Annotated in this window: 13 protein-coding genes; 5 read left to right on the top strand and 8 right to left on the bottom strand. The window is 38.6% G+C overall.

The window, feature by feature from the left end:
* Positions 1-58: 58 nt before the first annotated feature.
* Positions 59-1561, bottom strand: coding sequence for a CoA-acylating methylmalonate-semialdehyde dehydrogenase (locus ACZ5QH_RS03770; RefSeq protein ID WP_464016770.1), 1503 nt, complete (start codon positions 1559-1561; stop codon positions 59-61).
* Positions 1562-1756: 195 nt separating this feature from the next.
* The gene (locus tag ACZ5QH_RS03765; RefSeq protein ID WP_034610073.1) at positions 1757-3097 is read right to left on the bottom strand and encodes an MFS transporter; all 1341 of its coding nucleotides are present in this window, start codon (positions 3095-3097) and stop codon (positions 1757-1759) included.
* Between the two features lie 474 nt (positions 3098-3571).
* Between ACZ5QH_RS03765 and ACZ5QH_RS03760 the strand changes: the two genes are divergently transcribed.
* Entirely contained in the window at positions 3572-4123 is a 552-nt protein-coding gene (locus ACZ5QH_RS03760; protein WP_004722910.1) for a LuxR C-terminal-related transcriptional regulator, read from the top strand.
* A 59-nt stretch (positions 4124-4182) separates the two neighbouring features.
* On the opposite strand, the gene ACZ5QH_RS03755 is transcribed toward ACZ5QH_RS03760, so the two are convergent.
* The 4 genes from ACZ5QH_RS03755 to ACZ5QH_RS03740 all read right to left on the bottom strand — a co-directional run bounded on the left by ACZ5QH_RS03755 (position 4183) and on the right by ACZ5QH_RS03740 (position 6205).
* Positions 4183-4527, bottom strand: a complete 345-nt coding sequence (locus tag ACZ5QH_RS03755; protein WP_034610071.1) for a zinc ribbon domain-containing protein YjdM — start codon at positions 4525-4527, stop codon at positions 4183-4185.
* A 112-nt stretch (positions 4528-4639) separates the two neighbouring features.
* Positions 4640-4993: a DUF488 domain-containing protein gene (locus tag ACZ5QH_RS03750; protein WP_151956818.1), complete on the bottom strand. Its 354-nt coding sequence runs from the start codon at positions 4991-4993 to the stop codon at positions 4640-4642.
* A 248-nt stretch (positions 4994-5241) separates the two neighbouring features.
* Positions 5242-5688 carry an SRPBCC family protein gene (locus ACZ5QH_RS03745; protein ID WP_004722915.1) on the bottom strand — a complete coding sequence of 149 codons (447 nt, stop codon included), beginning with the start codon at positions 5686-5688 and terminating at the stop codon, positions 5242-5244.
* Between the two features lie 148 nt (positions 5689-5836).
* A complete protein-coding gene (locus tag ACZ5QH_RS03740) occupies positions 5837-6205 on the bottom strand; it encodes a ribonuclease E inhibitor RraB (RefSeq protein ID WP_004722917.1) in 369 nt (122 codons plus the stop codon).
* A gap of 211 nt (positions 6206-6416) precedes the next feature.
* On the opposite strand from ACZ5QH_RS03740, the gene ACZ5QH_RS03735 reads away from it, so the two are divergent.
* A complete protein-coding gene (locus ACZ5QH_RS03735; protein WP_464016769.1) occupies positions 6417-7175 on the top strand; it encodes a ribosomal protein L7/L12 in 759 nt (252 codons plus the stop codon).
* 141 nt (positions 7176-7316) lie between these two features.
* Complete coding sequence (locus ACZ5QH_RS03730; protein ID WP_303576781.1) at positions 7317-7898, top strand: hypothetical protein; 582 nt, start codon at positions 7317-7319, stop codon at positions 7896-7898.
* 16 nt (positions 7899-7914) lie between these two features.
* Here the strand turns inward: ACZ5QH_RS03730 and ACZ5QH_RS03725 are convergent, their stop codons facing one another.
* Positions 7915-8925: a metallophosphoesterase gene (locus tag ACZ5QH_RS03725; protein WP_096733266.1), complete on the bottom strand. Its 1011-nt coding sequence runs from the start codon at positions 8923-8925 to the stop codon at positions 7915-7917.
* A gap of 162 nt (positions 8926-9087) precedes the next feature.
* On the opposite strand from ACZ5QH_RS03725, the gene ACZ5QH_RS03720 reads away from it, so the two are divergent.
* Entirely contained in the window at positions 9088-10716 is a 1629-nt protein-coding gene (locus tag ACZ5QH_RS03720; RefSeq protein WP_096733264.1) for a phospholipase D family protein, read from the top strand.
* A 141-nt stretch (positions 10717-10857) separates the two neighbouring features.
* On the opposite strand, the gene ACZ5QH_RS03715 is transcribed toward ACZ5QH_RS03720, so the two are convergent.
* A complete protein-coding gene (locus tag ACZ5QH_RS03715) occupies positions 10858-11670 on the bottom strand; it encodes a lysophospholipid acyltransferase family protein (RefSeq protein WP_303576780.1) in 813 nt (270 codons plus the stop codon).
* A gap of 349 nt (positions 11671-12019) precedes the next feature.
* On the opposite strand from ACZ5QH_RS03715, the gene hflX reads away from it, so the two are divergent.
* Complete coding sequence (hflX, locus tag ACZ5QH_RS03710) at positions 12020-13351, top strand: ribosome rescue GTPase HflX (RefSeq protein WP_303576779.1); 1332 nt, start codon at positions 12020-12022, stop codon at positions 13349-13351.
* Positions 13352-13368: the final 17 nt, after the last annotated feature.

Below are 13368 nucleotides of genomic sequence, written 5' to 3'. Positions count from 1 at the left end.
CTTTCACTCACAGCTAAAAAAGCCAGCATCTGCTGGCTAATCATCGATATGGAATCAATTAGGTGATTTTAAATGCCAAAGAAATGGCTTGATCTTGTTGTTCAGGATCAGGCCATTTTTGTGAAACAGATTTTAACTTGGTATAGAAACGAGCGGCATCTGGACCATATAAATGCGACTCACCAAATTTTGAACGTCGCAAACCACCAAAGTTAAAATAACTCACTGGGAGTGGTACTGGCACATTAACACCAATCATGCCCGACTCAACCTCCATAAAGAAGCGGTGTGCTGACTTTCCATCACGGGTAAAAATCACCGAACCATTGCCATATTCATGGCTATTGGTCACAGCAATTGCCTCATCTAAACTATTGACGCGTAAAATTCCTCGCGCTGGACCAAAAACTTCTTGTTGATAAAAATCCATATCCATAGAGAGATAATCAAATAAAGTCGGACCAATATAATAGCCGTTGGCATACTCTGGATGTTTAAAATCACGACCATCCACCACCAACTCAGCACCATCTGCGATACATTGATCAATTGCCTTTAAAACAGATTGTTGCGATTGCGCGCTAACCACCGCACCAAAATCTGCAGTCGGATCATTGTATGCGCCAACTTTCAGTGCTTTGATTTTTTCTACGATACGTTGGCGTAAGTGATCTGCCGTTTCAGCACCTACGGGAATCAGCAGTGATACCGCCATACAACGCTGACTGGCTGAACCAAACCCTGCTGAAACAAAGGCATTTGCAGCCGCTTCAAGATCGGCATCAGGCATCACCACCATGTGATTTTTCCCGCCAGTAAATGCTGCAACACGTTTGTTATGTGAGGTGCCTTTTTGGTAAACATATTCACCAATCTGTGTAGAACCCACAAAGCTCACAGCCGCGATTTCAGGATGTTCAAGTAATGCATCGACTGCTGTTTTATCCCCCTGTACAACATTAAATACATCGTCTGGGAGACCCGCTTCTTTCCATAACTCTGCAAAAAATAATGCAGCCGAAGGCACTTTTTCAGACGGTTTCCAAACTATTGAATTCCCCACAGAAACAGCCATGGCCATCATGACAGCAGGAATCATGATGGGAAAATTAAACGGGGTAATACAACCTACCACACCCACAGGAACCCGTACAGAAAACACATCGATGTCGCCTGCAACATTACGTGCATATTCACCCTTAGTAATCTGTGGGGCATTACAAGCAAATTCAATTCCTTCAATCGCACGTCCAATTTCACCGATTGCATCGGCAATGGTTTTGCCATGTTCACGACCAATGATTTCTGCCAATTCAGCCGTTTTGGCAATCATTAATTCACGTAATTTAAATAGAACTTGCAAGCGTGTAGCATGTGAAGCTTTTGCCCATTTTTTTGCATTTGCTGATGTGGCGGCTTTCACCGCAGTATCAATCACTGTTGCATCACCATAAGCACAACGCGCAATTTCTTCACCCGTAGAGGGATTAAATACTGGGCCTGAATGTTGAGTTTCTGTGATATGACGGCCTGAAATATAATGTCCGATCAAAGTATTCATCCTGATTTTTCCTTCACGCTGATACTGAAACTAAATTTAAAATGCTACTGAAGTCGGTCTTTCCATGACCGTTTTGGCGAGAAAGCCCCATATTCCCAAGACTGATAAAGGAAATATTCATATTCATTCCTGAAAATTAAGCGTGGTAAATTGAATGATTGATTGCAATGCTGTGCTTTGAATCACTGCTTTGCATTAAACAGACAATTTGCTTTTCACTGATTTACGTTGTCTCGCGGGGCTAAGATCATCACGCTTCATAAAGAAGCTACAGAAGATTGCGAAAATCGCCATGCTCATGATGTAGGTAATAATCAAATGCGGGCTACCATTACCAATACTCAGTAGTTTGGTGGCGATCAATGGTGCGAGTCCACCGCCTAATACACCTGCGAATTGAACTGAAATCGAGATACCACTGTAGCGAATTTCGGCAGGAAACTGTCGAGCAAATAACTGAGACTGTGGCGCATACATGATCGGAAACACCACGCCGATTGCTAAAACAATTGCAGTCCATACCAAGACTGGGTCCTTGGTATCCAACATGCTAAAGAACGGATAGCAATACAATGCAAGGACCACTAGACCAAACATAAACATATTACGCTGCCCAACTTTGTCGGATAGATGTCCACACAATGGCGTCATCACCATGATTAAGCCTGCACCACAAATCGTTGCAAACAAAATGTCTTGGCGAGGAATACCCAACTTGGTTGTGGTGTAGGCTAAGGCAAAAGTAGAAGCAATATAGAACCATGCATTTTCAGCAGCACGGGCAAAGATAATCGTGAGTAATTCGCGCGGATGATTTTTAAAGACCTGCATTGCTGGAACTTTAACTTCTTGTGCTTGTTGTTTTACTTTTTCAAAATCTGGTGACTCAGGCACTTTGACACGGATATACCAACCCACACCTAATAATAAAATGCTGGCAAGGAAAGGCAGACGCCAGCCCCAACTAAATAGACTTGCTTCGGGTAAAAGTGAAACCAAACCCAATGCAATCGAGGCCAACATTAAACCACCACCAGCACTTGCTTGCGGCAAACTTCCCCAAAAGCCTTTACCGCCTTCAGGAGCATGCTCCACAGCCATCAACACGGCACCACCCCACTCGCCGCCCATTGCCATACCTTGAACAAAACGCAAAATTACCAGAAAAAATGTCGCCCAATATCCAATACTTTCATAGGTTGGCAATAGACCAATTAAAACGGTAGGAATCCCCATCATAATCAATGTGGTTAGCAGCATGGTTTTTCGACCAATTTTGTCCCCAAAATGACCAAAGATAATGCCTCCCAACGGACGTCCAATAAAGCCAACGGCGTATGTGGCAAATGCAGCCAAGACACCTGTTAATGGATCAAGATTGGGGAAAAACAGTTTATTGAAAATTAATGCTGCGGCTGCACCGTAAATAAAAAAGTCGTACCACTCGATTGTCGTTCCAACCATGCTGGAAATACCCGCCAGACGGTGTGAAGACTTTTTCGGTTGTTGAGGACCTGATCCTTGTATATGCTCCATCGCTACCTCGCCCAATTCTTAGTATTGTCATCCATTCATCACCTTAGAGATAATCCATCCTGATTATATTTATTAAGGTGATCTAATTCTTTTTACATAAACAACTTAAAATAAGAAGCCAAGATTAATATTGATTTATCCTGATAAAAAATTCTAAATAACCTGAGTGCTTCTCATCATCAATGTGAATCAATTGCTTTTTTCAGTCAACACCCTTAATTACTTAAGTAGTTTTTAAAATTTAACAAATAAATTAAATACAATCACTTATACAAAAACCTACCAATATAGACTAAAGTTAAATATAAAAAATGTGATCCATTACAAACTATTCAAAATACTAAATTTATATGTATAACAACACAAAAATAATCTATTTAGTTTTCATCATATTATAAAAAATCAACGATCGAATACTTGTTATTTCTCGCTATCACGTTATATTCATTATTATACTAAGTAAGGATGCTTATTATGAACTATAATAAAATCGCATTTGATTTTAGCCCTGCACCGATTGTTGTATTAAGTTATCGACACATGATGGAAATGAATGCTGCATTTGCCAATCTATTTGGCTATGAGCGTGGTGAATTAATTGAGCAATCCATAGTCAAAATTTTTCCTAGCCTTGAGGATTATGAAAAGGTCGGGAATGATGCATTGCAAAGCTTATTGTTAAAAAAAAGCCATTACTATTCTGATCAGCGCTTTATGCAGCATAAAAATGGCGAAATCTTTTGGACACATACCCATGGGCAAACCTTAACACCTGAAGATCCCTTTAAATTGATGGTCTGGCATTTTGAACGTAAAGATCAGGTGCTGTCTTCTAAGCAAAAATTGACCAAACGTGAATCAGAAATTACCCAATTGATTGTCAATGGATTTACCTGTAAAGAAATTGCACGAAAATTAGAGCTGTCGCATCGGACCATAGAAGTGCATAAAGCAAATTTAATGAAAAAGTTGGGCGTTCGCTCCAAAGCAGAACTGACCTCAAAAATTATTATTCGAGAAAAATGATATAGACAAAAAAATGATCACAGTTGAATTGCTGTGATCATTGATGAACCTCAAAAAAATTAAGCTTTTTTCACAAATTCTGACTTTAACTTCATGGGACCAATACCATCAATTTTACAATCAATATCATGCCCATCATTACTGTCTACCAGTAAACGAATACTTTTGACTTTGGTTCCTACCTTAACCACTGCAGAAGAACCTTTAATTTTTAAGTCTTTAATCACTGTCACTGAATCGCCATCTGCCAAGATATTGCCAACAGCATCTTTAATCGTCACGCTGTCATCTGCTGTTACTTGCTCGCCATCTTTCCATTCATAACTACATTCTGGGCAAATCAATAAATCGCTATCTTGATAGGTATATTCTGAATTACATTTTGGACAATGTGGCAAAGACATAATAAGCTCAACTTCGGTTCAAATCACAATCATAGCATTTTAAGATTTTTCATCAACTTAAAAACCATAGTAAATATAAGGAATAATTTAAAATCAACCGTGATCATTAAAACTAGGCTTTATGATTTAACACATCCAGCAAAACACTGACATGATTTCGCCCTTGATTTTTGGCCGCCGTTAATAAGGTTATAGGACCTTGTGCTATAAGTTTCCGCAGTTCTTCTAACGGTACTGTAACCTGTGATAATTCAACGCGATAACGTTGTTGAAACTCATCCCAACGGTTTTCGCTATCCTCGTGATACCATTTTCTGAGTTCATTTGACGGGGTAATTTCTTTCGGCCATAAGTCAATTTTGGCATCGTCTTTTTTAATACCACGTGGCCACAAGCGATCAACCAAAATTCGTTGACCATCTGTTTCTGAAACCGCATCATAAATTCGTTTGCTATAAATCGTCATTGTTATTCCGAACTGAAGTTATTCTAAAATTATTCCAAATGATGAGAAATATGGTTGTATAAAGTGATAACGGGGGAATAAAAACACCTTGTCCCCCATCACAGCTTAGCCTGAAAACAAAGGCGAGGCTTGGTGCTTACTCAGGCAATTAATGATTGAATTGTATTGCCCGTTTAATGGATGATAGATGAATGATATAAATACCAAAGCAGATCTATAGCGATAGTTTATAGGTCACTTACGCGAGTTTATTGATCTGGAATTGTTGGATTGACCAAGAGACCAAGTAATTGCAAAGACTCTTGCCATCCCAAATAACAAGCCTCGACAGGAATCACTTTCGGGATACCTGATTGGGTAATATTGACTTCCGTTCCGACAAGCACACCTTTTATTTCAATGATTACTTCAATTTCACCAGCGAGTTCAGGATTATCAAATCGATCAAAATATCGTATGCGTTGGTTGGGAATCAGCTCTGCATAAGTTCCACCAAATGAATGGATTGTACCTGTAGAGAAATTGGTAAATGACATTCGATAAGAACCACCAACCGTTGCATCCATTTGATGAAGTTTTGCTGTAAAACCATGTGGAGGCATCCACTTTACAATTGCATCTGGGTCTAAGAAAGCTTTATAGACTCGCTCTGGTGGTGCACTAAAAACGCGATGTAACTTTACCGTATTACTCATACTCATTTCCTTGACTATTATTGTTGTTGAAAATCAAGTTTAGCGCTGTACAAAGCTTTCATTTGTATGGTTTGAGTAGTCTGAAACTTAAAAAAAAGCATATCAACAAGGATATGCTTTTAAAACAATATGCGTCATCTAAAGACCATTATTCTTCATCGTCTTCATCATCAAATATATAGGTTGTACATCCCCAACCATCATATTCACCTTCAAACTGCTCAGCAATTTTACTAAACCATTGCTCTAAATCAACAACATCTTCGTAGTCTGGAATCAGATGAACATAAACTGTAATCACCCATTCATTGGGTTGCACTTCTTCATCCAAATACAGTGAAATTTTTTGCTCTTCGTGTAAAAGATAGATTGCACATTTTTCAGCGAGTTCTTGTGTTTTAAAATACACAGAAAACTCGATTTCATGTACCTCTTCTAAATCATCACCATCTTCGTGCATTTGCCAAAGTAGATTACCGTTATCATCTTCTGGGAATTTTTCAAAATCACGAGTCATGGCCAAGCCCTCTTTTAAGGTTATAAATATTATGACTTTTACAATAGCAAAGTTTTATGACAGTTTTAAAATATTGCCTATTCGCACACAAATTACTACTTTTATTTGGCATCAATTTGTAATAAAAATTGAATTAATTCTATGATTAATAAAAACTCATATCTATTGTTGATCTATATTCATTGATGATTAAACCAATAATGAAAGGTGCATGATGCCAAACTTTAACCCACAACAACGACAAAAAATTCTGTTACTGATTCAACAAGGTCGTAAAGTTGAAGCAGTTAAATGGGTCAAAGACCATTCAGATTTAGGCTTGAAAGAAGCCAAGGATTATGTAGAAAATCTGACAGAAAACGCATACAACTTCGCATTTGCAGATACAGCTCAAAGTGATAGTTCCCGTGATATACACTTGCAAATTCCTCAACAAGACATTCTTGCCCTGATCCAACAAAATCGTAAAATTGAAGCGATTAAACTGGTCATGGAAAATTCAAACCTTGGGCTAAAAGATGCTAAAGACTTTGTAGAACAGCTCACTGAAAATCCCAATTTAGCAATCAATCAGTTTCAGTTCGATGATGATTTTTATGACAGTCAGCATCCTCGCTATAAAGCAATTCAGTCGAATTTTGAAACTGGTGAAATCTATGTGTTAGATCAAGATCATCAAAAAGTGTTGATTGATGAACATCATCCTGACTGGGATGAAATTATGCGTCATTTTTCGCAAGGTGAAACATATGATTCGGCTGCTGCCTACATTGCTGCAATGAAAGCCAAAGCACCTGATAGCGCTGTCAATTCGACACATAATGTTCAGTCAATTCCCCGCCCATCCAGCGTGACAACGCAACCTGTCGGTATTGAAGATCAAACCAAGAAAAAAGGCTTACCTATTGTTATGCTTGTTGTGATTGCGATTGTTGCTGTGATTGCCTATCAATTTTTTATCAAGCAATAAGATGCAACACCGCGATAAAATTTAACATGGCAATAAGATTGAATATGCAATGCAAGATGACGAATAAAGTTTAAAACAGTCAAAAGAAAGCCATTCAACTAAACGCTATTGTTCTCATCATTTAAATTATTCGAGGTGCATATGTACCAATTGAATCAAACACAATTACAAGCATTGCTTGATCTGCTTGAACACCATCAAACAGAACAAGCAGAACAATTCCTTATTGCACAACTTCAACTAGATCCAACCGCAGCAAAAAATTTAGTCCGCATCCTATACGAATCATCAGATGCGCTTCAGGCTTTTAAAGCAAACCCTCAAATTTTATCGGGCGAAATGCCGAATATAAAAAATGAAAGCAAATCTTTTGCATTCAACTTTTCATCAAGTACGGTGAAAATGACCAATCAGGATGGTAAGACCATTGAAATCAATGATCAACATCCCGACTGGCAAGAGATCAAAAAACAATTCCAAATCGATTTGACTCAACCAGATGCTTTATCCAAATTTGCCGAAAACTTTATGCAAGGAGAGACGCAAAATACCTCATCACAAGCAAAGTCTTCATCTTATGATTCAACAAGCCCTACTCACGCTTCGGTTCAAACCTCAGGGGTGGAAGACTTGAGTCATCAGAATAAGTCCAGCAGCATGCTGTTATTGATTGGGTTTCTTGTTTTGATTGGGATTGCAGCCTTTTACTATTTTAAAACATGATTGATCAGTATGAAATTTAACTCAGCTCAATAATATCAATGGTTGGTGGTACTCTAAACCGAAAAGGCACACCCACCATACCAGTACCGACACTGACAAATACATCGGCATTTTCATGCTGATACAAGCCTCGTTTATGACCGAGAATAGAAACTTTTTTCATTACATAACTGGTCAACCACGGCAATTCAACTTGCCCACCATGAGTATGTCCAGACAGCATCAACGGACGTGTAGGCAACTGTGGCACCATATCTACCGTATCGGGGTTATGTGACAAAATTAACCACGGTTTGTCTTGAGGTAAATCGGGCATATAACGCATATCCGCCTTGCCTGCCCATAAGTCCCCGACACCGATTAAGCGAAAATCATCAAATTCAACAATTTTACCTTCAATATCCATCACGTTATTGGCCTCTAAGGCACTGGCCAATAAGGCTTGAATCGGTGGTCCTGGATACTGCTCATCATGATTACCATTTACTGAATAAACTGGAGCTTCGATCTGTTTTAAAATCGCCAGTTCTTCAACCAATTTATTTTCAGGTTCATAGGTCCAATCCCCTGCAACCACGACAAAATCGGGTTGAGCCAAATTAATTTTTTTGACAATTGTTTTAAGCTGACGCTCATGTCCAGAAAACAGACCAATGTGTAAATCTGCAAGCAACGCAACTTTAATCGGTTGAGTAAAGCTTTTCTCCTGCCCCAACGAATATTGTATATGCTGAACATGAACCCGATGTGGTTCAATAAAGCGTGCATAAATCAACAACGCACTGAGTAAGAAAATAAAAATACTTTCATGTAATGAGAATTTTCCGATATATCCTGCATAAATGCTAAAAAATAACAACGGAATTAATAAATAAGACAGGTAGAATGCCAGTAAATGGACGAAAGACTTAAAAGGATGGATCGTTTCAGTTCTAGATTGACTTAACCAGGCTTGGCTTACTCCCCATACCGCAAGCACAATGAAGCAGAGATAAAAAATTGATGTAACAGTTAGGGTTGGAAACATATTCAATCTCGCAAGTCGCGTGTACTTGTCATCTCTTTATTTATCTTTTGAAAAGGCTACATTGGCATTTCATAAATGGATTGCATTTCGGCAAACATCGACGAATTGTCAATATATCCTCAGGCAATTATACTCTAGCTCTGAGAAATCTTAGAAAATATTATGCAAAGAACGATCAATCGTAATACCCAATTACAGCAAAAAGCTCACAATCACCATGCTTCAAAATTTTGGGTGATGATCGGTTCTTGCCTATTACTCAGCCTTTCTGCCTGTTCAACTCTGCCTCGACAAGAAAATATTAAACCCGAATATGCCTACGATATAGAAACCAAAGACACCCCTTTGGCACAAATTATTTCTCCATTAAAAGCGCAAAACCCAGAGTTAACCGGTTATCACGTGCTTTATGATCCGCTAGAAGCGATCGCAGCACGCATCAATTTGATTGAAAAAGCACAAAAAACGTTAGATTTGCAATATTACATTTGGGACAATGACAAAATTGGCTCATTGGCTTTATACAAAATTATTGAAGCCGCAGATCGCGGTGTTAAAGTTCGTTTACTGATTGATGATAATAATGCTAAACAAATGGAAGGGGTTTATCTCGCCTTAGATCAACACCCAAACATTGAAGTAAAACTATTTAACCCTTACCGTTTTAGAAGTATTCGCCCCATAGACATGGTGCTGGATTTAAAACGTATCAATCGTCGCATGCATAACAAGACCTTTACTGCTGACAATCAAATTTCATTAATTGGCGGACGTAATATGAGTAATCAATATTATAACGTCAGTGACAATTACCAATTTTCAGATGTAGATGTGATGTTGGTGGGGCAAGCGGTAGATGATATTACCCACTCCTTTGATGAATACTGGAATCATAGCTACGCTTATCCGGTGAGAAATATTGTCAATCACAGTACCTACACCTTACGTTATGACAGTCTAAAAGAACAATTGACCCACCACTACCAAGAAATTACCGTTCAAAATTATTTAAATTTAAGTAATCGCACCCATGCTTTTGATCAATGGCTCAATCATAATATTCAACTGGATTGGGTCAAAGCAGAAGTGGTCAAAGATGCTCCCGATAAAATTCAGGCCAAGGCCAAAAAAGAACAACATCTTAACTTTCAAATGGTGAAACGCTTAGATATCCCGACTCAAAATGTCGACCTGATTTCTGCTTATTTTGTTCCGCAAAAAAAAGGCGCAAAGAAACTGGTTGAGTTGGCAGATGAGGGCGTTAAAGTACGTGTCCTGACCAACTCATTTAAAGCCAATGATGTCGCGTTGGTACATGCATTTTATGCAAAATATCGAGATAATTTATTAAAAAATGGTGTCGAGCTTTATGAGTTTCTGCCTGCCGTTTCTGAAGAGAATCTCTATGCCAATTCAGAAGAAATCTCAAAGAAAGCCAAAGTTAGCTTAAAAGGCTTAAGCCGTTCTAGCTTGCATGCCAAACTGATGGCTGTAGATAATAAACAAGTATTTATTGGCTCATTTAATTTCGATCCACGTTCAGCCAACTTAAATACTGAGATTGGGGTCATTATCAATAGTCCACCGTTGGCGATTGCCGTACATAAAACTATGGACGATAATTTAAAAAAATATGCTTATAAGCTGGTTTTAGATTCACAGAATAAAATCAACTGGCTCAAAGAAACGCCTCAAGGCATTGTCACTTTAAGAAAAGAGCCAAAAATGAAGTGGTGGCAAAAAGCAGGAATTAAGGTGATTTCTTGGTTGCCGATTGAGGGCTTTATGTAAGCTGATCATTTTGCCTTAAATGATCATCATCTCATGTGGTAAATGATGCACGCTTAAAAGATCATATTCATTTACCACAGAGACATAGCTAGGTTCGCTTCTACTTAAAACAATCTAAAAGCTTTTAATCCTTAGCAAAGCTTAACCCTGCAAGACTTCTTTCTGTAGATCCTCCAAACCTTTTTGCATCATCAATTGAACTTGTTGCGTCAGACTTTCAACCGTATGCCCTTCTGTTGCAATCGCAGGAAAGGTTTTGAGATGCGCCACAACCTTTGGCATTTCCAGCACAGCTTGGACATGTTCGACAAATGTGGTTTCGCCAATAAAAGGCACTACGGTATCTAATTGCCCATGTTGATTTACATAGCAAATCACACATACTTGTACGGGTTTCTTGGCTTCGATTGCCGCACCTAAGATCCGACCATGTACTTTTTTGACTTTTGAACCATCAGTGGTGGTTGCTTCAGGGAAAAACAACACTGGAATATCTTTAGTTAAGAACTCAGCGATTTGCTCTCGAATACGTACCGAATCCCCTGAACCACGTTTAATAAATAAAGTTCCACCACCTTTAGCCAAATTGCCAAAAACTGGCCATTTTTCAATTTCAGCCTTCGCTAAAAAGAATACCCGTGCCCCTGAACCTAAAACAGCAATATCCAACCATGAAATATGATTACTCACCCACAATGCTGGTTCACGCGGAATATCGCCATGTACACGCACGTCGACATTAAATACTTCACTTAAACGGCGACAAAAATACTGAACATAACGGGTATTTTTAGGATTATTCGGATCTTTATAGAGTTGATGGCGGTAAACCAGATAAAAGCCTTCTGCAACAGCAGATGTTCCTGATACCAGTTTTTTACTGTACAAAAAGACTTTAGATAAAGCACTTAATTTCGATGATTTTGACTTTTTGATTGCTTGTTGTTGAGTCATAGATATTCACTAAACAAAATGTATGTCATATTAAACTGACACTATTGTATACATATCTAAATCAACTTGCATTCATCATTAAAGACAACAACATTGATTTACTGTGCGAAATGAATAGCCAAATCAGCTCAACGCTAAATTGTGGCAAAAATTACGCGCCATCAAGCAGCTATGGATTTTTACTAAATTTTAACTCCCCCGTTAACATAACAGGAAAATCCAAATTAAGATTTCACAATAAATTCATATATTTATAATTTTATTGCAATACTTTGCATACAGCTTAGGATTTAACACAGAATATCCTTTAGAATGATTTTTCTAATCTAATGTCTGAGTTTTACAATCTGTGGAATACTTTGATCAAAATCAAGGTGGTGAAAAAACCATTTTAGTCAGTGTGAATGTTCAAATCTTAGAAGATCTTGATGCAGAAGAATTTCGATTACTGGCTAAATCTGCGGGCGCGGATATATTAGAGCATTTAAGCGTACAACGGATTAAACCCGATCCTAAATTCTTTATTGGTTCAGGTAAAGCAGAAGAAATTGCTGCACAAGTTGAGGCAGATGAAGTGGAGTTGGTTATTTTCGACCAAGCACTGTCACCCGCTCAGGAACGTAATTTAGAACGTATTTTAAAATGTCGTGTGATTGACCGTACGGGTTTGATTCTGGATATTTTTGCGCAGCGTGCCCGTACCCATGAAGGTAAGCTGCAAGTTGAATTGGCTCAGTTAGATCATCTTTCTTCACGTTTAGTCCGCAGCCGTAGCAATTTGGACAGTCAAAAAGGCGGTATTGGTCTACGTGGACCTGGTGAAACCTTACTTGAAACAGATCGACGTCTATTACGCATCCGTATGGAACAGCTCAAAGATCGTCTAGAAAAAGTCCGAAAAACACGTATTCAAGGCCGTGCTGCGCGCCAAAAAGCCAATATTCCAACTGTATCTTTGGTCGGTTATACCAACGCAGGCAAATCAACACTTTTTAATATTTTGGCAAATAGTGATGTTTATGCAGCTGATCAATTATTTGCCACACTCGATCCAACCTTACGCCGTTTAGATTGGGATGGTATTGGCACGCTTGTTCTTGCAGACACTGTTGGTTTTGTGCGCAATCTCGCTCATTCTTTAGTCGAATCCTTTAAGGCAACTTTGGAAGAAACTTTAGAAGCCACTTTACTGCTACATATCATCGATTCGAGTAGTCCAGATGTTATGGAACAGATTGATGCCGTAGAAACGGTGTTAAATGAAATTGGCGCAGATGTTCCAATATTAAGAGTTTATAACAAGATCGATCAAAGCGGAGAAGAAGCCAAAATCGTTTATGCCAAACCGCACCAACCTGAACGTGTTTATGTTTCAGCCCATACACAACAAGGTTTAGACTTGTTACGTAAAGCGGTCCATGAATGTTTGATGGGGCAAATTCAACGTTTTGAACTGCAATTAAAACCCGCTTATGGCAAGTTAAAAAATCAACTTTACGATCTTAATGTCATCGAATCTGAGCATTATGATGATCAAGGCAACTTACAATTGGTGGTTGCCATGGCACCACAAAAACTGGAACAGCTCATCAATCAGGCACATTTACCCCTCGTTGAAATCCTTGGCAATAAGGCAGAGCAATTTAAAAGGCCGTTAGAAGAGTTTGAAATAAAGCGCTAAATCGGTTAAAACGTGAA

The organism is Acinetobacter sp. Ac8 (genome assembly GCF_055392545.1).
The sequence above is the reverse complement of the archived record's forward strand: the minus strand, read 5'-3'. Positions and strand labels throughout refer to the sequence as shown.

Bases quoted from the DNA above. Each gene is read 5' to 3' on its own strand.
- ACZ5QH_RS03740 (WP_004722917.1), bottom strand. From the start codon at position 6,205: ATGACTCGTGATTTTGAAAAATTCCCAGAAGATGATAACGGTAATCTA.
- ACZ5QH_RS03730 (WP_303576781.1), top strand. From the start codon at position 7,317: ATGTACCAATTGAATCAAACACAATTACAAGCATTGCTTGATCTGCTT.
- ACZ5QH_RS03725 (WP_096733266.1), bottom strand. From the start codon at position 8,925: ATGTTTCCAACCCTAACTGTTACATCAATTTTTTATCTCTGCTTCATT.
- ACZ5QH_RS03760 (WP_004722910.1), top strand. From the start codon at position 3,572: ATGAACTATAATAAAATCGCATTTGATTTTAGCCCTGCACCGATTGTT.
- ACZ5QH_RS03745 (WP_004722915.1), bottom strand. From the start codon at position 5,688: ATGAGTAATACGGTAAAGTTACATCGCGTTTTTAGTGCACCACCAGAG.
- ACZ5QH_RS03755 (WP_034610071.1), bottom strand. From the start codon at position 4,527: ATGTCTTTGCCACATTGTCCAAAATGTAATTCAGAATATACCTATCAA.
- ACZ5QH_RS03735 (WP_464016769.1), top strand. From the start codon at position 6,417: ATGATGCCAAACTTTAACCCACAACAACGACAAAAAATTCTGTTACTG.
- ACZ5QH_RS03715 (WP_303576780.1), bottom strand. From the start codon at position 11,670: ATGACTCAACAACAAGCAATCAAAAAGTCAAAATCATCGAAATTAAGT.
- ACZ5QH_RS03720 (WP_096733264.1), top strand. From the start codon at position 9,088: ATGCAAAGAACGATCAATCGTAATACCCAATTACAGCAAAAAGCTCAC.
- ACZ5QH_RS03750 (WP_151956818.1), bottom strand. From the start codon at position 4,993: ATGACGATTTATAGCAAACGAATTTATGATGCGGTTTCAGAAACAGAT.
- ACZ5QH_RS03770 (WP_464016770.1), bottom strand. From the start codon at position 1,561: ATGAATACTTTGATCGGACATTATATTTCAGGCCGTCATATCACAGAA.
- ACZ5QH_RS03765 (WP_034610073.1), bottom strand. From the start codon at position 3,097: ATGGAGCATATACAAGGATCAGGTCCTCAACAACCGAAAAAGTCTTCA.